We start from the raw sequence: 19,576 nt of genomic DNA on the forward strand, positions 1-19,576 counted from the left end.
CTTTTACATGAATATATTACTCGTTTGTGCAGCAGGCATGTCTACTAGCTTACTGGTGAGCAAGATGGAAAAAAGTGCGCAGGAACAGGGAAAAGACTATACCATTTGGGCAGTTTCAGGCGATTCTGTACAAAATCATATCGATAAAGCGGATGTATTGCTTCTCGGTCCGCAAGTCCGTTACATGCTTCCGCAGCTCAAAAAATTAGGAGAGTCAAAGGGGGTTCCGGTAGATGTCATTAATACCGTCCATTATGGCACGTGCAACGGGGCGGAAGTGCTGAAATCAGCTGAACAGCTTGGACATGTGTCATAGAGAGGGGCGGGCTATGTGAATAAAGTCAATCAGATCTTAGAAGAAAAGGTCATGCCTATAGCGGGAAGAATTGCGGGACAGCGTCATTTGCAGGCGCTGCGTGATGGTATCATCCTCACGATGCCCCTGATTATCATCGGTTCCTTTTTCCTCATCATTGGCAACCTCCCGATCCCGGGATACGCTGAGTTTATGGCAAAAACGTTTGGCAGCTCCTGGTCTGAAAAACTGGCCTACCCAGTCGACGCGACCTTTGAAATTATGGGTCTTGTCGCCGCGTTCGGCATCGCCTACCGGCTCGCCGAGAAATACGGTGTTGATGCCTTGTCGGCCGGAGCCATTTCCCTTGCGGCATTTTTATTAGCAACACCTTATCAAGTGCCTTTTATGCCGGATGGCGCGACGAAAGAAATCATGGTTGGCGGCGGGATTCCGCTTTCGCTCATGGGAAGCAAAGGCTTATTTGTCGCCATGATTATCGCAATGGTGTCCACAGAGATTTACCGCCTTATTATCCAGCGCAATTTAGTCTTCAAAATGCCGGACGGTGTCCCGCCGGCGGTAAGCAAGTCATTTGTCGCGTTAATCCCCGGCTTTGCCGTCATCTTCCTGATTTGGGCAGCCCGGCTGATTGTTGAAGCGACACCGTTTGAAAGCCTTCATAATATTGTAAGCGTTTTATTGGGGACTCCGCTTTCCATTCTGGGAGGAAGCCTTGGAGGAAGCCTTGTCGCCGAAGCCGTCAAAATGCTTTTATGGGCCTGCGGCCTTCACGGTGCAAACATTGTCGGCGGCGTCATGGCACCGATTTGGTACGGCGCAATGGATGCCAACCGGATCGCCTTCCAAGCCGGTGAGGAGCTTCCTAAGATTTTCACCCAGCAATTTTTCGATATCTGGGTCAATATCGGCGGAAGCGGCGCCACATTGGCACTGGTTGTCACGATGTTCCTGCGCGCCCGAAGCAAACAAATGAAGCAGCTCGGGAAGCTTGCGGTCGGACCGGCCATCTTCAATATTAACGAACCGATTATATTCGGAATGCCGATCGTCATGAACCCAATGCTCTTACTTCCGTTTATCATCACACCGCTTGTCACAGTGACACTTACGTACATCGGAATGAGCACCGGCCTTGTCGCAAAACCGGCGGGTATCGCAGTGCCGTGGACCATGCCGCCGATCTTTTCAGGCTATTTGGCGACTGGAGGAAAAGTCTCAGGCGCGGTCATGCAAGCCATTAATATTGCCGTGTCCTTTGTTGTCTACTATCCATTCTTCAGAATGTGGGATAAGCAGAAGCTGAAAGAAGAAAACGATCTGGAGCTGGTCAAAACGCCTGCAGCATCAGATGACAAAGAAGCGGCTCTGTAGAGAAAGGAAGTGAATCGCGTGAATGAGGAAATGGAACAAATCATTTTTCAAATCATCCTTCACGGAGGAAACGGTAGAAGCTCCGCAATGGAGGCCATTGCCGCTGCGAAAAGCGGCGACGCAGAAGAAGCGCGGAAAAAGCTTCAAGACGCTGCTGAAGAATTGTCAAAAGCCCATCATTATCAGACAGAGCTGATCCAAAATGAAGCGGGCGGAGAAAAGACGGAAATGACGCTTCTGATGGTTCATGCACAGGATCATTTAATGAATGCAATGACAGTGAAGGATATGGCTGCAGAGATCATTGAGTTATATGAAAAAATCACCGAGCAAAGGGGAGCAAGCATATGACAAAAGGATTGAAGATTGTAACGATTGGCGGAGGTTCAAGCTATACGCCCGAGCTAGTGGAGGGGTTCATTAAACGGTATGATGAGCTGCCTGTCCGTGAATTATGGCTTGTCGATATCCCCGAGGGCGAAGAAAAGCTGAATATTGTCGGCACACTCGCCAAAAGGATGGTTGAAAAAGCTGGCGTCCCGATTGACATTCATCTTACGCTCGACCGGAGAAAAGCGCTGAAAGACGCAGACTTTGTTACGACCCAATTCCGTGTCGGACTTTTGCAGGCAAGAGCAAAGGATGAGCGCATTCCGCTAAAATATGGTGTAATTGGCCAGGAAACAAACGGCCCGGGAGGCCTGTTTAAAGGATTGCGCACAATTCCGGTCATCCTTGAGATCGCAAAGGACATAGAAGAGCTTTGCCCGAACGCTTGGCTTGTTAACTTCACAAACCCTGCCGGCATGGTAACAGAAGCCTTGCTTCGCTACGCCAACCTGAAGAAAGTCGTCGGTCTCTGTAATGTTCCAATCGGCATCAAAATGGGCGTAGCCAAAGCGCTTGATGTAGATGTGGACCGCGTAGAAGTCCAATTCGCCGGACTGAACCATATGGTATTTGGGCTGGATGTTTTCTTGGACGGCGTAAGTGTGAAGGAGCAAGTCATCGAGGCGATGGGCGACCCGAAAAACGCGATGACGATGAAAAATATCTCAGGCGCCGAATGGGAACCGGATTTCTTAAAAGCGCTCAATGTCATCCCTTGCGGCTATCACCGTTACTATTTCAAAACAAAAGAGATGCTGGAGCACGAACTGGAAGCATCACAAACGGAGGGCACCCGCGCAGAAGTCGTACAGAAGGTCGAAAAAGAGCTGTTCGAGCTTTATAAAGATCCGAACCTTGCGATCAAACCGCCGCAGCTGGAAAAACGGGGCGGAGCTTACTACAGTGATGCAGCATGTAACTTAATCAGCTCCATTTATAATGATAAACATGACATTCAGCCGGTGAACACAATCAATAATGGTGCAATAGCGAGCATTCCAGACGATTCCGCAGTTGAAGTGAACTGTGTGATGACGAAAACTGGCCCTAAGCCAATTGCTGTCGGCGACTTGCCGGTGTCTGTCCGTGGCCTCGTCCAGCAAATCAAATCCTTTGAACGTGTCGCGGCAGAAGCGGCAGTTACAGGTGACTACCAAACTGCACTCCTTGCCATGACGATTAACCCGCTTGTCCCGTCCGATACTGTGGCCAAACAGATTTTAGACGAAATGCTGGAGGCGCACAAAGCGTATCTGCCGCAGTTTTTCAACAAAATTGAAGCGTAAAAAAAGCCGGCCTGTAATGGGCCGGCTTTTTTCTTACTTGCTTTCAGTCAGCGCTGCGACTTCGGTCGTCCATCCGAATTCGTCTGCGACAGCGCCTTTTTGAATGCCTGTAATCGTGTCATATAGTTTTTTTGCGATTTCTCCTGTTTCACCGTTGTTGATCGAAAGTGTTTCATCCTGCCAGATCAGCTCGCCGACTGGGGAAATAACAGCTGCTGTACCTGTTCCGAAGGCTTCTTCCAGGATGCCGTCTTTATGGGCTTGGATGACCTCATCGATCGCAATTTTTCGTTCTGAAACTTGAAGGCCCCAATGCTTAAGCAAGGCGATGACTGAATTGCGCGTAATGCCTTCCAGGATGCTCCCGTTCAGCATCGGTGTTACGATTTCACCGTTGATTTTGAAGAAGATGTTCATGCTTCCGACTTCTTCGATGTATTTCTTCTCAATGCCGTCCAGCCAGAGCACTTGGGAAAATCCTTTCTCTTCGGCGACCTGCTGCGCTTTTAAGCTTGAAGCATAGTTTCCTGCGGTTTTGGCATTTCCTGTTCCGCCTTTTACCGCACGGACAAATTCACTTTCAACAGCGATTTTGACCGGCTTAATGCCTTCTTTGTAATAAGAGCCGACCGGAGAAAGAATGATCAAGAGCTTATACGTATGAGATGCCGCAACACCAAGGAAAGGCTCGGTTGCGATGATGAACGGACGGATGTAAAGGGACGTGCCCTCCGCATTTGGAATCCAGTCTTTATCAATTGCGACAAGCTGCTTTAAGCCTTCAAGAACCTGTTCTTCATCAATTTGCGGGATGCAGAGGCGGTCGTTTGATTGATTCAGGCGTTCCATATTTTTTTCCGGTCTGAAAAGCAGAACATGGTCATCCTCTGACACGTAAGCCTTTAACCCTTCAAACACGGTTTGGCCGTAGTGATAGACCATTGCGGCCGGATCCATTGATAAGGGCTGATAAGGAATGATTCTTGGATCGTACCAACCTTTATCTGCCGCATAGTCCATTACAAACATGTGGTCTGTAAACACTCTTCCGAACGAAAGCTGATTTGGGTCTGGTTTCGGTTTTTTTGTTGATGTCAATTCAACGCGAATCGTTTGTTTAGTCATGGTCAATCTCCCTGCTGTTAAATTGTTTATATTATCAAACTTATTTGAAAATAATTATATTCTATTGTATACCTTCAACAAATAATCGCAATAGGTTTGCTCAAATTTGTAAGAAATTCATATGAAAAAAGCAGGAGAAATTAATTCTCCTGCGTGTTCATTTGCTCGAATAACCTGTCATAATCGGCGCGAGTGGCATCACGAAGACCTTCAACACGTTCATTAGTAATCTCCTGTTTGCCTTCCTTCAAGCCGTCCAAGAAATATTGAACATATTCTTCAGATGAAATGCCCCGGTACGTCAGGCCTTGTTTATCGCGTGATTTTTGGTTTAAGCCCGTGTCCACCATAGGCGGTACCATTTCAATCACTTCCACGCTCGTGTCGCGGAGCTGGTGTCTGAGCGTAAGCGAGAACGAGTGAAGTGCCGCTTTTGTTGCGCAGTACACCGGATAAACAGCTAACGGGTTAAACGCAAGCCCGGATGTGACCTGAACGATTGCCGCTTCAGGCTGCTTCATCAAATGAGGTGTGAAAAGGGCGGATAAATGGACAGGCGCTTGGAAATTAAGTTCAATTTCATCACCGTCCACAAAAAGATCCTCTGTCCCTTTTTAAAGTCAATTTCCTTTTGAATGCCGGCGTTGTTGACGAGAACATTCAAGTTCGGATATTCCTTTAAAGCCCATTCATACAATGCTTCCCGCTGCGAACGGTCTGCAACATCACATTGCTTTGTATGGATGTTTGGGAGCTGCTGCTTCGCTTCTGCAAGACGTGCTTCGCTGCGCCCGCAAATGATAACTTCATTGCCGAGCTCCAGCAGGCGCTTGGCCAGTTCAAGCCCGATGCCAGCAGAACCCCCTGTGATTAAAACCGTATTGCCTGTCATCTTCATTGGATGTAACACTTCTTAATTAAGTTGGCTGTGATTCCTTTACTATTTCAAATCTTAGCAGGAAATATGCAGCCGCGTCCTATGAGATGCTCAGGATGAAGTGACTTTTCCGGTTTTATAAAATTCGTCAATTGCTTTATCGACATACACCCAGCCTTTCCAGCCGATGTGAATGGTGTCTTTCATGAAATACGGGTCATATTCATGCCCTGAGAAATCAGCAACCTGGAAACCCTTCGCTCTGATTTGTTTATTTACCTTTTTGTAATAGTCAGTGCGTCCTTTTTTCGGGAAGCCCGTGTAATCGTACCATTTCCCGTTAACAGGAATGGTGACAAACATAGGCTCTGCGCCCGCATCCTTCAGGATATCGAGCATCATTTCAAAGTCGCCATATTCCGGTGACACCGCATACGATCTTCCTTTGTTTTTCCCTTTCAGCTTAGGCACTTTCGGCTTCAGCTTTTTATAGACAGGGTTGTCGATGTGAAAATCGTTAGAACCGGAGTGGCGTTTGCCCGATTGATCCGCTAGTTTATTCAATTCAGACCATGACTTATCCTTTACTGACTGCGAGATATAGCGCTTTGGCCCGGATGATTCTGTCGTTGAATAATACAGATCTTTCTTTTCCAGCATGCTGTAATACACTTTCGCCGCCGGCTTCAGCGCGTTCACTTTCCACGTCTGGCCGTTTACCATTGCTTTGTACAGCTCAGAAAGAATGGCATCGTTTTGCACAGCCTTAAAGCGAAGCATGCGTTTCATCATTTTCTTTTTAATTTCAGGGTCGATCTGATCGTTAAATGCCAAATCAAGCCCTTGCAGCGCAGAATAGTTCGGCGCGAAATGCTGTTCATCAGACCCGCGCTTAATAAACCATTGCGGAGACACGATGAATACGATTTTTTTGCCCTTCAGCTGATCCATGTGGGCAGCGAAGTTTAAAGAATGAATCAATGACTGGGATCCGCCTTTGCCGACAAGGTATGGCGTGAATCCCTCATTGTTTACCTGAAAATAATTAGATGGGTGGAACTCGTCCAGCCGAGAAAGCTCAGAAGACCCGTAAATCGGAAGATATGTCGGATCTTTGAGCATCTGATCTTGTAAATATAGCCCTTGAAACATACTCGGATTCAAGGCTGTTGCTGACTCTTTCACACGCTTATCGGTGATGAAGCCTGTCAGCCATGAAGATGGAATTGCGATGGCGCCTGCGAATAGAATAAACGCCAAAATAATTGGACCGAAAAAACGCTTTTTCATTATTTCAACTCAGACAGCTGATTTACAATGTTGTTAGGTGTATTCCAAACGTCCCGGTCAAATTCAGTGATCGGCACTAAAATATCAAAACGGTTTTCAATCGCAAGCAGCAATTCTACTGTTCCAAAAGAATCAAGCAAACCTTCTTCAAAAATTTCAATATCAGGATTTTCCTTTACGATGTCATCCTGGCAAACCTCTGCTAAAACGTCTAATACCTCTTGTTTAAAATCCATAGCTTTCTAATCTCCTTTAATGGTGGTGATGAAATGGTTTTCCTGAGAAAATATAAAACCCGAAGCAAACGAAATGGAATGTGATCACAATAGCGAGAATGGTTGTCCAGCGGTTGGACGGCAGCCATTTATATTTCTTATTCCACTTCTCGAAAAAGTTGTAACACGTCATCAGAACGGCGTGATAGAGGCCGTAAATGATATATTGCGGCGCAAGCCCGTGCCAAACCCCCATCAGCATAAACAGCAGGAAATACCCGATGTTTGAGACGGCCATACGGTTTTTGATCCACTTTTTCTTAGTCATCCAAAATACGAATCTCATAAACACATAATCTCTGAACCAAAATGACAGAGACATATGCCAGCGATTCCAGAAATCTTTAATATTTTTACTGATAAATGGTTTATTAAAGTTTTCCGGTGATTTAATGCCCATAATGTAGCTGACCCCGACGGCAAACATCGTGTAGCCGGCGAAATCAAAGAATAAATACATGCTGTAGCCGTACATGTACAGCAGGTTCCCAAGAATCTTATTGTGCGTGATTGCGGGAAGATTCATGATGAAGTACGTATTGATCGCGTAGCCGATAATAAATTTATACAGGAAACCGATGAAGATTTTATGGATTCCCGTATACAACAGGTCGGCGTATTCTTCTTTCGTCCAAGCCTTCTGTTCATCCTTGACGAACCGGCGGTATCTGTCGATCGGGCCGGAGGAAATCGTCGGGAAAAACAGGATGAAATACAGCAGGCGGTGCAATGGCAGCTGTTCTTTCAGCAGTCCGTCTCTTGCTTCCATAATCAGCTGAACGCCTTTAAAGGTTAAATATGAAATCCCTAAAAAGCTGATCAGGTTATGCGGCGGATGATGCGGCTGCGGGTGTGACAGAAACGGCCATATTTTTGACAGAAATAAAGGCAGAATAGACGCGATAACAGCCCCGCAAAAGACAAAGCCGCTGTTCGCTTTCTGCCGGTATGCCAGATAGCCGCTGATCAGGAGCACCTGCCATATTGTAAACAGGCACAGCGCGATGACCCCGTGTAAGTCGTGCGAAAAAATTAAAGCCAATATAATGATAGATATGAACATGTTGTATGCTTGAAATCTTTTTCCGTTTAAGCCGAGAATGATCGTCGGCAGAAGAAGAATGCCAAGCAGTATAAAGAATAAAAACGAGCTGTAAGGCGTCATACAAGAACCTCTTCGCCAATGCGTTTTCGGTCAATTTTGCCGTTAGCCGTCATTTGAATGTGATCCTGATAGATAAATTTTCTCGGGATCATATATGCCGGAAGAGAAGCGGCAAGCTCTTTTTTAATAGCGCTTGTCAGCTGGAATTCCTTCTCGAACTCATGCTCCTCAGGCACAATAGCAGCGATCAGGTACTCAACTGTTCCGTTTGGCTGATAAGGAATCACGACAGCAGAGCGAACGTACTGTGACTGTCTGACATGGAACTCGATTTCCTCCAGCTCCATTCGATAGCCGTGAAGTTTAATTTGGAAATCCAAACGTCCTTGGCAGAAAATCTGACCGTCTTGAATAAAGCCGGCATCGCCAGTTCGGTATGCCCACTGGCCTTCATGAGAGAAAAACGCTTTTTCCGTCAGCTCTGGCTCACCAAGGTAGCCTCGGCTTACACTCGGCCCTGCAATGACGATTTCTCCTTTTTCTCCATCAGGAAGCGGCTGTCCCTCTTCATCCATAATGAAAATGTTCATATCTGGTTTGGCGAAGCCCACTGGAAGCGATTCGCTGTGGCTGATGACGTCATCCGTAATTTCAACCGATGTGACAGCCACTGTCGCTTCAGTCGGGCCGTACGTATTAAAAATCTTCGCTTTCGGAAAACGCTCAAGCAGCGCTTTTGCCACAGAAACCGGAAGAACCTCTCCGCAAAACATAAATGTGTCCGCATGAGGCAGCAGATCCTGTGAAAAACCCGGATCCATCAGGCACATTTGCACAAAGGAAGGTGTTGATGTCCACACATTCAGCCCGGACTTCTTCAGCTCTTCAAATAAGACTTTCGGCTTGTTCACAGCATCCTTTGTCACGCAATGTAAAGTCCCGCCTGATTGAAGGCACGGATATAGGTCCATGACAGACAAATCAAATGAGAACGGTGCTTGGTTTAAAAATATTTTTCCTCCGCTGACTGGAAAGTCTGCACAAATCCAGTCTGTGAAGCTTTGAAGATTCGCAGCGGAAATCTGCACGCCTTTCGGATTTCCTGTGCTCCCGGAAGTGTAAATGATATAAAACGTCTCGTGTTCCTTAACCCATTGATCTTGGATGACAGAGCTGCCTTCGTTTTCCAGCAGTTCTTCCGCAGAAACTGTCTGAATCTGCTGGCTGACTGCATCAATTGAGAGTCCTGCTGCATGGATCAGCAATTCTGCTCCAGAGCTTTCGATAATTTTCGCAATCCGTTCGGACGGAATAGACAGGTCAACCGGAATATAAGGATGTCCCGCTTTGACACTTCCCAAGAAGGAAACGATCATGTGCGGCTCCATGTGGCCGTACACAAGGATAGGAGATTTCTTTTCCCCAGAAATGCGTTTTTGGATCGCGGCAGCCGCGCGGTCAGACTGCTCCCATAATTCCTGATACGTGAGCGACTGGCCTTGAGAGCGGAAGGCATCGGTTTGCGGATAAGTTTCCGCATGTGTTTGAATAGCATGTAAAAGTTTCATAGTTATTCTCTCTCCAATTAGAAATCGTTATAAATATATGAACCGGTATTCGCGGTGTGAAAACCATACATAAAAAACAAAACAAGCAGTATCATCAAATAAAAGCCTGTATGACATGTCCACTTGACAGCGGGTTTTTCATACAGCTGTTTCATTAATTGCAGCATATCAAAAATTCCCTTCCCGTTTTTTCGACAATCACATGATTATTTGACGATCAGATGCTCAAAAAGTTTCATTTTTTCCCTAATCTCCCTCAAATTAATATATCGGCGTATGTTTTTGAAAATGAATCTTTATACCTGCAAGGGCAAGAATGGAATGTTTCGAGCTGCTTCATAATAAAGGAAAAGATACATGGAGTCAAAAGATCTTTTTAACTTTTAAAAAGCGTAATGTACTTAAAAAAATTTTTCTGTACCTGTTCGTTCAAGTAAAAGCAGAAACCTAATGAAATCAGGGCGAGAAGCGTATAATAAGAAAGAAAACGCCTTCTTGCGGTATCTTGTGAAATAAGGGAGAAGTCATTATGATAGATAAGGAAGCAAAAGGAGTTTTTTATTAAGCTGCCGGCTGAAAAAAAGTAAGCCTTTTAATAGAAAGGAAGAGGAAGATGAACCAAACAAATAAGGGTGAGGGTCAGACAGCGCCGCAAAAAGAAAGCATGGGGCAGATCCTTTGGCAGTTAACCCGTCCTCATACGTTAACCGCATCGTTTGTGCCTGTGCTGCTCGGAACCGTTTTGGCGATGTTTTATGTGAAGGTTGATCTGCTGCTGTTTTTGGCTATGCTGTTTTCTTGCCTATGGATCCAGATCGCGACGAACTTATTTAATGAATATTATGATTTTAAACGCGGATTAGATACAGCAGAATCAGTCGGAATCGGAGGGGCAATTGTACGCCACGGAATGAAGCCTAAAACGATTTTGCAATTAGCTCTGGCATCATACGGGATTGCCATTTTGCTCGGTGTCTATATTTGTGCGAGCAGCAGCTGGTGGCTTGCGCTGATCGGCCTTGTCGGCATGGCGATCGGCTACCTGTATACAGGCGGGCCGCTGCCGATTGCGTACACGCCGTTCGGTGAATTATTCTCAGGCATTTGCATGGGTTCGGTGTTTGTGCTGATTTCGTTTTTCATTCAGACAGATATGATCAACACGCAAAGCATTTTGATTTCCATCCCGATTGCGATTCTTGTCGGCGCGATTAATTTGTCAAACAACATTCGCGATATTGAAGAGGACAAAAAAGGCGGCCGCAAAACATTGGCGATTTTGATGGGGCATAAGGGAGCTGTTACTCTGTTAGCTGCGTCGTTTGCCGTCGCTTATATCTGGGTTGTCGGCTTGGTTATTACCGGTGCCGCAAGCCCATGGCTGTTTGTCGTCTTTTTGAGCGTGCCTAAGCCGGTTCAGGCAGTGAAGGGCTTCGTCCAAAAAGAAATGCCGATGAATATGATTGTCGCAATGAAATCAACAGCCCAAACAAATACATTTTTCGGATTCCTGCTTTCGATCGGATTATTGATCAGCTATTTCCGATAATAAAAAAGACCGCTCGTTTGGTCTTACCCCTGTCAAGTAGACAGCCATAAAAAGCCTAAGCAACCAGTGTGTTACGGTATTCTACCGGAGCACACTGGTTTAATTTTTTCTGGAATCGTTCGTGATTATAGAACTGGATGTAATCTTTAATGCTTTTGTGGAGCTCTTTTTCAGTTTGGCATGAAGAAAAGTATGTATTCTCTGTTTTGAGGTGCGAGAAAAATGATTCGATACAGGCGTTATCCAGGCAGTTTCCCTTACGGGAATGGCTGCCCTTCAAACCAACGGTTTCAAGTCGCTTTTGATATGCTTTTGTTGTGTATTGGAATCCTTGATCAGAGTGGAGAATGGCCCCTTGGACATCCCGTTGAGCTGTTAAACTTTCCACTGTTTTCATCACCAGTTCAAGATCATTTCGCTTTGACAGTTTCCATGCGACAACCTCATTGTTGTAAAGATCTTGTACTGCAGAAAGATAATAGAATCGTTGTCCGCAAGCAATATAGGTAATATCGGTTACATATAACTGATTAGGCTGATTGGTTTGAAATTCTCGGTTAAGCCGGTTTGGCAGGACAACCGATGCCTTTCTTCCAAAATAACGACGCTTTTTTCGAATAATCGAGTGGATGTTCATCTCTCTCATCAATCTGTAAACACGCTTATGGTTGACGCAGAAACCTTCTTTCTTTAAAGCGACAGTAATCCGAGGATAGCCATAGAAAGGGCGTGAATGATGAATCGCCATGATGTGCTCTTTTATGATCTGATCTCTCTGTTGCCTTGCCATTCGAAACCTTTGAGCCTTGCGCCATTTATAGTACCCTGACCGTGACACTTTGGCGATACATACCAGCCATGTAATCGGATAACGGTCCTTCAATTCGTGAACAGCTTCAAATCGTGCTGCCTTCAAAATCCGTCCTCCCCATGCAGATTTGGATAGCGCTTTTTTAGGTATTCGACCTGTGCCTTTAAATAATCTCGTTCTTCCTCAACACTTTTAAACGTTGTTTTAGGGCGTCCAATAAAAGGATTGTCTGACTTTGTATCTTTTCCCCTTTGATCATCAAAAGACTTGCCTTCCCGATATGTTTTCACCCAATTTTTGAGCTGGGTTGAACTTCGAAGCCCTAATTCTTCAGCTAACGTGTTATAGCTTTTGTTTCCTTCCTCGTACATTTTGACAGCTTTCATCTTAAATTCTTTCGTATAGTGCTGAAAGTGTTGCCCTTTTCTCGCCATAAAAAATCCCCTCCACGTATAGTGTAACAGCCACTTTTGAAAAGCGGGCTTTTTACACTGTCTACTTAGAGGGGATAATATCAGTTTCGTGCGGTCTTTTTTTGTTACAATCGACTGCATTTTGTAAAAAAATTCATAGAACCTTGCAGCAGACAGGGACGTCTAGTACATGGACAGCGGATAAAGTTCCGTTAAAGGAGATGACGAAAATGGATTTATCTGTAACACATATGGACGATTTAAAAACAGTAATGGAAGATTGGAAAAATGAATTATTAGTTTATAAATTTGCGCTAGATGCGCTCGATACAAAGTTCTCAATTATCAGCCAGGAATATAACCTCATTCACGGACACAACCCGATTGAACATACAAAATCCCGTGTCAAAAGCTTTGAAAGCATCGTGAATAAGTTAATGAGAAAGGGCTGTGAGATTACGACGAAGGAAATGAAGGAGCATATTCACGACATTGCCGGCGTGCGCATCATCTGTTCCTTTATTTCTGACATTTATAATGTCGTGAATGTGTTGAAGCAGCATGAAGATTTGAGAATCGTAAAGGTAAAGGATTATATCCAGACACCCAAACCGAATGGCTATCGAAGCCTGCATTTAATCATTGAGATGCCTGTGAATTTAACGAACCGTGTGGAATACGTCAAAGCAGAAATTCAAATCCGGACAATCGCGATGGATTTCTGGGCGAGCCTTGAACATAAAATTTATTATAAATTGAACAATGACGTTCCTAAGCAATTAACAGATGAGCTGAAGGAAGCCGCGGAGATTGCCCATTACCTAGATGAGAAAATGCTGGGGATTAAGAAAGAAGTGGATTAGAAAAGACGGCACCCAAGTGCCGTCTTTTTTTATTTGATATCTTCAAAAATGTCAGTTGCTTTGGCCTTCATTTGTTTCTTAATGGTTTTTGGTTTCTTCTCTCTTTTCACAGCCTCATAGACTGCGGCTGTCACAAGATCGCCTGCTTGCTGGAGGCGTTCTTTGCTGATATGTTCGATCGAGTCTTCGGGGGTATGATACCACGGCTCAACTTCTTCTGTTTCCGGGTCTCCCCAAATAAAGTTGGCGGAATCAATGCCGGCTTCGTGGAATGGCACATGATCAGATGATCCTCCCTGTGTCAGAGACAGGCTGTCAAACCCAATTTTTTCAGCAGCTGTATGGCTGGATTCCCAAACATAGTTAGATTGGCCGTCCAATGTGTTGACATACAGCTCAGACGCTTTTTCCCAGCTTGTGCCTACCATATCTAAGTTGAAGTTCACTTCGCTTCGTTTCAGCTCTTTTTCCGATAGATGATCTACATAGTGAGAGGAGCCGAGCAGGCCGAGCTCTTCGGCGCCGAAAGCGATAAAGCGGATTTCTTTATCAGATGGAACGCTTTTTAAGACACGCGCCATCTCCAGCATAACAGAGGTTCCTGAGCCGTTGTCATTTGCTCCGGGTGAAAAAGGAACACTGTCGTAATGGGCCGTCACGTACACAATGTCTGGATGTTTGATGTTCTTTGGTTTTTTAATTCCGATGATGTTCTGAGAGGTTTGGTTTGTGAATGCTTTTAGTTTTAAGGTGGCTTCTTTTTGCTGGGTAAGTGCTTCGCCGTCTTCTTTCTTAATGCCGACGACCGGAATGCCGACTTTATTTCCCGACAGGTTTGGCGTCATAGGCACGAGGCTTTCTTTGTTGTTATAAATGATGACAGCTTTTGCTCCGGCGGCTTCGGCATTTTTGGCTTTCTCGTAATAAGTCAGGTCTCCTCTGGAAATTAAAGCGATTTTGCCCTTGGCGTCAGCGGTAAAGTCCTTTTGATAGCCCAATCCCGCATTGTAAAGCGGGGCCGTCAGCCCTTGTTCCTCAGTCGGAGCTGAGCCGGACGCCGCTTGGAGAAGAATATCGCGTCCTGCTGAAGACAGTGTTCCCTCAAGCCGGTCAGGAATGTCGAATCGTTGAACCTTCACATCAAGCTTTAATTTTCTCATTGATGAGGCGATCAATAGGGCACTCTTTTTTTCAGCTGCAGTTCCGGCTATTCTGGGGCCGATTGCTTCACTTAGCTGAGAAATGGTAGAGTACGCATGCTTTGCTTTGAATGGAAGCTCGCGCTCGCTATTTGATATTTGTACAGCGTGTGCGGCAGGGGTGACACTCTGTGCCGGCAAGAGCAGTGTGCCGGCAGTTAAAACAGCCATCGTCATTACAGTCAAAAGCTTTTTCATCAAAAATAAACCTCCCCTAAATGTATGGTTGGGGAATATTTCGGGATGCTAAAGGAGTTTCCTGCAAGATGAAGAGCGTTTTTGAAAAGACAGTGCTTTATACCTGCAAAAAAACGCTTATGAATGAAGGGTCATAAGCGTTTCGGAATATCAAACTATTGGAGCTTTAAAAACTTGCGTTTGCCGACTTGGATGATCATATTCTCTCTTATCTCTGCTTTGGCGTGAATATCTGTTATTTTCTCTCCGTCGATGCGTACACCGCCGTTTTGAATCATGCGGCGCGCCTCGCTCTTTGAAGAGAGGATCTTTAGCTTGACGAGCAGATCAATCATCGCTATCGTTTTTTCGCCTTTCCAGTTTACGGCCGGTATATCTTCCGGCAGGCTGTTTTCCTGAAAGACTGTTTTAAACGAGTGTTCGGCAGCTTCTGCTGCTTTCTCTCCGTGATACATTCGGACGATTGTTTTGGCTAAAAGCATTTTGGCATCACGCGGATGAACGGCGCCGGTTTCTAAGTCTTTCACGAGCTGTTTTTTCTCTTCAAGCTCTAAGTCTGTCGCCAAGTGGATGTATTTTTTCATCAGGCTGTCGGGCAGTGACATCGTTTTTCCGTACATGTCGTTTGGATGTTCGTTAATGCCAATGTAGTTGTGTTTCGACTTCGACATTTTCTCGACGCCATCCAAGCCTTCCAAGAGCGGCATCAGGATGACGACTTGTTTTTCTTTGTTGTATCGTTCTTGAAAATGCCGCCCCATGAGGACATTGAAATGCTGATCCGTTCCGCCTAATTCAATATCACTTTCGAGAACGACAGAATCATATCCCTGCATCAATGGGTAAAAGAATTCATGCAGTGAGATTGGTTTTTGCATGGCGATGCGTTCTTCAAAGTCGTCGCGCTCCATCAGGCGGGCTACCGTTATTTTCCCTGCTAATTCAATGACATCTTCCAGATTCAATGTTTTCAGCCATTTTGAGTTATAGTGAAGCTCGACTTTTTCTGGATCAAGCACTTTTCCGAATTGCTCAAAGTAGGTTTTGGCATTGTGCTGAACTTCTTCATCAGTCAGTTGCTTTCTGGCTGCCGATTTTCCGGTCGGATCACCAATTTTTCCTGTGAAATCCCCAATTAACAGCTGGACAATGTGGCCGTTTTCTTGAAATTGGCGAAGCTTATTTAACACAACCGTATGGCCCAAATGTACATCCGGTGCAGACGGATCTAATCCGAGCTTAATTTTAAGCGGCGTGCCTGTGGAAATTGATTTCACGAGCTTTGCCTTTAATTCCTCCGGCGGTATGACTTCGTGGGCGCCTGTCATGTATAGCTGAAGCTGTCTTTCTACCTCTTTTTGCTGTGCTGCTGTGAGCTGCTCAAATGTTCTCATCATTTTTCCTCCTTTTTTACAAACACAAAAAAGAGCCCATCCCGATAAGGGACGTAGCTCAATGCACGCGGTACCACCCTGGTTGAAGACATCGTCTTCCGCTCATTCGAATAACGGTTTTCCGTTCTTTGCTACTTTTAAGGTTCACAAAGAAAGCTCGGGGAGGTAATTCACGTTTGCTGTGTGCCGGCTCGCACCTTCCGCCGGCTCTCTGAAACAGGGAGACAAACCGCTACTGGATTCCCGTCAAAGCTTATGTTGTATGAAGATTGTCAGCTACCTTTCTAAGCAGCCCTGTCAATATTTTCTGTTCGTCCTTCGTCATTCCCGCAATGAGCTCTGTTTCCCCTTTGTGAAACTCCGGGTAGAGTTCTTCGATCGCTTGTTTGCCGGAATCGGTGATAGAGACAAACACGAGTCGCCGATCTCTTGTGTCGATGCTTTTACGGCAAAAGCTCTTTTTTTCGAGCGTTTTGATCACGTTGCTTGCTGTAGCTGTAGATATCCCTGACAGCTCAGCGATTTTTCTCGTTTCGAGCGCTCCCCATACCCATAGATCATAAAGAATGGAGAAAGCGGTCCAAGAAAGGTTATAGGAAGAAAGAACCTCAGTCTCCATTTTGACACGGAGCCTTTGTGCAGACCGATACAGATTCGTAGCGATCGAAATGGCTTCCAGGTTAAGTGACTCGACGGGCATTTGTTTGAGCTTAGAAAGTGTATCGTGTTCTTCCTTCCGAAGCTGCTGATGTTGATGTGAACGTTCCATTTTTTAGGCCTGCCTTAAATTATCAGAATCATTAGCTATGAAACGAATTTTAACAGAGTCTGGTGTGAACTTCAAGCCCATATATCGGTTGAATAAAAAAAGCCCAAACAACGCCAAAATAAACAAAAACCCGAAAACGGGGGTGCAGTTTTGCAAAAATATGTTCAATCCGACTATAAGCATGATCCGTTTCATCTGTTTTCGACAGAGCACGTAGTGACGTTAGCGATTATCGCCCTTTTGGCCATTCTGTTGTTTTTGTTCCAAGATGGGGTCAAGCAGCCGAGGGCCAGCCGGTTTTTGCGTTCTCTGTTTGTGTTTCTTTTGCTTGGTTCGCAAATCGGCTATCAAATATGGATGGTCGCCACGGGCAGGTGGTCGGTGCGCACTTCATTGCCTCTCCAGCTTAGTGACCTGTCGGTGTATTTGTCAGCTATTATGTTAGTGACAAAAAGCAGAAAGCTGTTTGTGTTTTTGTTTTTTGCCGGCATCGGCAGTTCGATTCAGGCTCTTGCCACTCCTGACCTCGGAATGTTTTCATTTCCGCATATCCGATATATCCTCTTTTTTATTTCTCACGGGTCTGTGTTTTTATCCTGTCTGCTGATGGCTGTGATTGGCACCAACAGAATGGGCCAGCGCTCGTTATGGGTGACAGTCCTGCTTGTTAATGTGTACGGCGTCTGTATTTTCCTGATTGATCGCTGGCTTGGCGCGAATTATATGTATTTGACGAAAAAACCGGGCGGATCCTCTCTCTTAGATGTTCTCGGGCCATGGCCATGGTATATCGTCTCGGCTGAAGCCATCACGGTCGCCAGCTTTTTCATTCTTTATATGCTTTATCGCATCTTCAAAAAATGACACCTTTTTTGTTGTATCACACATTCTGTTTGAAAAAATGTCGGAGAACGTGTTTATTTTTTTGAAAAAGGGTATGTAACTTGTACAACAAGAAAGGGAGATGAATACCATTGAGGAAAGATGAAATCATGCATATCGTATCATGCGCAGATGATAATTATGCTCGTCATTTAGGTGGGATGTTCGTTTCTTTATTGACTAACATGGATCAGGAGAGAGAGGTAAAATTATACGTCATTGATGGCGGAATTAAGCCTGATAACAAAAAAAGACTGGAAGAAACCACTTTGAAATTCGGAGTGCCGATTGAGTTTTTAGAAGTGGATACCAACATGTATGAACATGCGGTAGAGAGCAGCCATATTACAAAAGCCGCGTATTACCGCATTTCGATTCCCGACTTAATTAAGGATGAAAGCATCAAACGAATGATTTACATCGATTGCGATGCGCTTGTCCTAGAGGATATTTCTAAGTTATGGGACTTAGACATTGCGCCTTACACCGTAGCCGCTGTTGAGGATGCGGGGCAGCATGAACGCCTGAAAGAAATGAACGTCACTGATACAGGGAAGTATTTTAACTCAGGTATCATGATTATTGATTTTGAGTCTTGGAGAAATCAAAACATCACAGAAAAAGTCATCAACTTTATCAATGAACACCCAGACGAAGACTTTCTTGTGCTGCATGACCAAGATGCACTGAATGCGATCTTGTATGATCAGTGGTATGAACTTCATCCGCGCTGGAACGCTCAAACCTATATCATGTTAAAGCTGAAAACCCCACCGACTCTGTTAGGGCGGAAGCAATATAATGAAACGAGAGAAAACCCGGCAATCGTGCACTTCTGCGGCGGAGAAAAGCCTTGGAACTCCAATACAAAACATCCGTATCGCGATGAGTATTTCCATTACATGTCCTATACGAAGTGGAATACGATTGGGAATCCGGCGATCAACCAATAATACAGATATAAAAAAACGCTTTTGAGATGATCAAAAGCGTTTTTTGTTTGTCTCAGCGTGCGACTGACCGTTGGTAGAACCGCTGAATATGCATGGCGATGTAGCACAATTCTTTTTCAGGAAACTCAAAGCCGTATTCCTTCTTCACAAAGGTGCCGATGCTTAGGGCACACAGGAAGGCATCCTTAAACTTCTCTTTAATGATGTCGATCATTTCTGCGTCCAGCTCGTAAATGGATTCGCCTGCTTTGATATGCTGAATGGCAAAGCGGAGATGGGTCACAAGCCGTTCATAAGAGATGGTATCTTCAACGATATTAATAGACAGTTGAATTTCGATAATCTCGATAATATCACGGATCATTGTTGTAATATCAAGCGTTTGTGTCATATCGCCGGCATTGTTTCTTGCTGTGTGGATATGCATGGCGATATTGCCGATTTCATCATCAGGAATGTGAATCCCCAGTTTATCTTTAATCAGTGTTCTGGCCCATAAGCCGATCTGGAACTCCTTTGGATAAAGGACTTTGATTTCATTCAGCAGCGGATTTTTGATAACCATCCCATTGCTCAGGCGTTCAATCGCAAAAGAAAGATGGTCTGAAAAAGCGACATGAATGCGCTCGTTGATTTTGATGTTCAGCTCTTTTTCGGCATGAGAGATAATTTGCTCAGAAATCTGAATGTGGTCTTCAGGCAATGTTTCTAAAATCTCTTCGAACTGCTTATAGTCAGGTGTATCTTTTCTGATAAAGGTTTTTTCTATTTTTGACGGATCGACAATATCATTCTTCTTTTTGTTAAACGCAATTCCTGCACCCAAGAGAATCTTCTCTTCATTTTGATCCTTTACGACGATAGCATTATGATTTAAGATTCTTTTAATTTTCATAGCTTTTTTGTCCTTTCATCCCCCGTTTTATGAATGAAAACGAA

20 protein-coding genes, 1 pseudogene and 1 other annotated feature are annotated in these 19,576 nt (G+C 44.8%); of the genes and pseudogenes, 9 read left to right on the top strand and 12 right to left on the bottom strand.

The genetic code is table 11. From position 1 onward, the window contains the following. Nucleotides 1–7 precede the first annotated feature (7 nt). The 4 genes from licB to licH are packed head-to-tail and all read left to right on the top strand — an operon-like array spanning nt 8 to nt 3,366. A complete protein-coding gene (licB, locus tag PUN35_RS16275; protein ID WP_003218755.1) occupies nt 8–316 on the top strand; it encodes a PTS lichenan transporter subunit IIB in 309 nt (102 codons plus the stop codon). Between the two features lie 15 nt (nt 317–331). Beyond that, a complete protein-coding gene (gene licC, locus PUN35_RS16280) occupies nt 332–1,690 on the top strand; it encodes a PTS lichenan transporter subunit IIC (protein WP_014481302.1) in 1,359 nt (452 codons plus the stop codon). A gap of 18 nt (nt 1,691–1,708) precedes the next feature. Beyond that, nucleotides 1,709–2,041: a PTS lichenan transporter subunit IIA gene (gene licA / locus PUN35_RS16285; protein WP_003227313.1), complete on the top strand. Its 333-nt coding sequence runs from the start codon at nt 1,709–1,711 to the stop codon at nt 2,039–2,041. After that, complete coding sequence (gene licH, locus PUN35_RS16290; RefSeq protein WP_014481301.1) at nt 2,038–3,366, top strand: 6-phospho-beta-glucosidase LicH; 1,329 nt, start codon at nt 2,038–2,040, stop codon at nt 3,364–3,366. The genes licA and licH overlap by 4 nt, the downstream gene beginning before the upstream one ends. A gap of 33 nt (nt 3,367–3,399) precedes the next feature. Here the strand turns inward: licH and PUN35_RS16295 are convergent, their stop codons facing one another. From PUN35_RS16295 to PUN35_RS16325, 7 genes and pseudogenes are all read right to left on the bottom strand, one after another. Then, the gene (locus tag PUN35_RS16295; RefSeq protein ID WP_003244231.1) at nt 3,400–4,491 is read right to left on the bottom strand and encodes a branched-chain amino acid aminotransferase; all 1,092 of its coding nucleotides are present in this window, start codon (nt 4,489–4,491) and stop codon (nt 3,400–3,402) included. A 140-nt stretch (nt 4,492–4,631) separates the two neighbouring features. Next, nucleotides 4,632–5,389: pseudogene (locus tag PUN35_RS16300) on the bottom strand (SDR family oxidoreductase). A 90-nt stretch (nt 5,390–5,479) separates the two neighbouring features. Beyond that, nucleotides 5,480–6,658, bottom strand: a complete 1,179-nt coding sequence (gene dltD / locus PUN35_RS16305; RefSeq protein WP_003227323.1) for a D-alanyl-lipoteichoic acid biosynthesis protein DltD — start codon at nt 6,656–6,658, stop codon at nt 5,480–5,482. Then, entirely contained in the window at nt 6,658–6,894 is a 237-nt protein-coding gene (dltC, locus tag PUN35_RS16310) for a D-alanine--poly(phosphoribitol) ligase subunit DltC (protein WP_003227325.1), read from the bottom strand. The genes dltD and dltC overlap by 1 nt, the downstream gene beginning before the upstream one ends. A gap of 16 nt (nt 6,895–6,910) precedes the next feature. After that, nucleotides 6,911–8,098 (bottom strand): D-alanyl-lipoteichoic acid biosynthesis protein DltB, encoded by a 1,188-nt coding sequence (gene dltB / locus PUN35_RS16315; protein ID WP_003227327.1) that lies wholly within the window; start codon nt 8,096–8,098, stop codon nt 6,911–6,913. Next, entirely contained in the window at nt 8,095–9,606 is a 1,512-nt protein-coding gene (dltA, locus tag PUN35_RS16320; RefSeq protein WP_014481298.1) for a D-alanine--poly(phosphoribitol) ligase subunit DltA, read from the bottom strand. The genes dltB and dltA overlap by 4 nt, the downstream gene beginning before the upstream one ends. Before the next feature lie 17 nt (nt 9,607–9,623). Then, the gene (locus PUN35_RS16325) at nt 9,624–9,773 is read right to left on the bottom strand and encodes a teichoic acid D-Ala incorporation-associated protein DltX (protein WP_003227330.1); all 150 of its coding nucleotides are present in this window, start codon (nt 9,771–9,773) and stop codon (nt 9,624–9,626) included. A gap of 149 nt (nt 9,774–9,922) precedes the next feature. On the opposite strand from PUN35_RS16325, the gene PUN35_RS16330 reads away from it, so the two are divergent. Together PUN35_RS16330 and PUN35_RS16335 are read left to right on the top strand one after the other, a co-directional pair. Continuing rightward, nucleotides 9,923–10,057: a hypothetical protein gene (locus PUN35_RS16330; RefSeq protein ID WP_014481297.1), complete on the top strand. Its 135-nt coding sequence runs from the start codon at nt 9,923–9,925 to the stop codon at nt 10,055–10,057. 162 nt (nt 10,058–10,219) lie between these two features. After that, on the top strand, nt 10,220–11,155 hold the full coding sequence (locus PUN35_RS16335) for a 1,4-dihydroxy-2-naphthoate polyprenyltransferase (protein ID WP_015250916.1): 936 nt from the start codon (nt 10,220–10,222) through the stop codon (nt 11,153–11,155). 55 nt (nt 11,156–11,210) lie between these two features. On the opposite strand, the gene PUN35_RS16340 is transcribed toward PUN35_RS16335, so the two are convergent. Then, nucleotides 11,211–12,400 (bottom strand): IS3 family transposase gene (locus PUN35_RS16340; protein ID WP_087614167.1). Its coding sequence is split into 2 segments (ribosomal slippage): nt 11,211–12,100 and nt 12,100–12,400, totalling 1,191 coding nucleotides; the frame shifts between segments, so codons are not numbered across the junction. Between the two features lie 209 nt (nt 12,401–12,609). Between PUN35_RS16340 and ywaC the strand changes: the two genes are divergently transcribed. After that, complete coding sequence (gene ywaC, locus PUN35_RS16345; RefSeq protein WP_003244564.1) at nt 12,610–13,242, top strand: GTP pyrophosphokinase YwaC; 633 nt, start codon at nt 12,610–12,612, stop codon at nt 13,240–13,242. A gap of 29 nt (nt 13,243–13,271) precedes the next feature. On the opposite strand, the gene ywaD is transcribed toward ywaC, so the two are convergent. The 3 genes from ywaD to ywaE form a co-directional block, all read right to left on the bottom strand. Then, complete coding sequence (ywaD, locus tag PUN35_RS16350) at nt 13,272–14,639, bottom strand: aminopeptidase YwaD (RefSeq protein WP_014481296.1); 1,368 nt, start codon at nt 14,637–14,639, stop codon at nt 13,272–13,274. A gap of 155 nt (nt 14,640–14,794) precedes the next feature. Further along, nucleotides 14,795–16,036, bottom strand: a complete 1,242-nt coding sequence (gene tyrS / locus PUN35_RS16355) for a tyrosine--tRNA ligase (protein ID WP_014481295.1) — start codon at nt 16,034–16,036, stop codon at nt 14,795–14,797. A 41-nt stretch (nt 16,037–16,077) separates the two neighbouring features. After that, nucleotides 16,078–16,292 (bottom strand) — a binding site (T-box leader). Beyond that, complete coding sequence (gene ywaE, locus PUN35_RS16360) at nt 16,287–16,802, bottom strand: tyrZ transcriptional regulator YwaE (protein WP_003227345.1); 516 nt, start codon at nt 16,800–16,802, stop codon at nt 16,287–16,289. Its footprint overlaps the feature before it by 6 nt. A 150-nt stretch (nt 16,803–16,952) precedes the next feature. On the opposite strand from ywaE, the gene PUN35_RS16365 reads away from it, so the two are divergent. Beyond that, complete coding sequence (locus PUN35_RS16365) at nt 16,953–17,666, top strand: YwaF family protein (RefSeq protein WP_014481294.1); 714 nt, start codon at nt 16,953–16,955, stop codon at nt 17,664–17,666. A 110-nt stretch (nt 17,667–17,776) separates the two neighbouring features. Continuing rightward, nucleotides 17,777–18,637 (top strand): glycosyltransferase family 8 protein, encoded by an 861-nt coding sequence (locus PUN35_RS16370; RefSeq protein WP_014481293.1) that lies wholly within the window; start codon nt 17,777–17,779, stop codon nt 18,635–18,637. 52 nt (nt 18,638–18,689) lie between these two features. Here the strand turns inward: PUN35_RS16370 and sacY are convergent, their stop codons facing one another. Next, nucleotides 18,690–19,532, bottom strand: coding sequence for a transcription antiterminator SacY (gene sacY, locus PUN35_RS16375; protein WP_003227349.1), 843 nt, complete (start codon nt 19,530–19,532; stop codon nt 18,690–18,692). Nucleotides 19,533–19,576: the final 44 nt, after the last annotated feature.

Source organism: Bacillus sp. N3378-2at (assembly GCF_033412715.1).
Classification (GTDB): Bacteria; Bacillota; Bacilli; order Bacillales; family Bacillaceae; genus Bacillus; species Bacillus subtilis.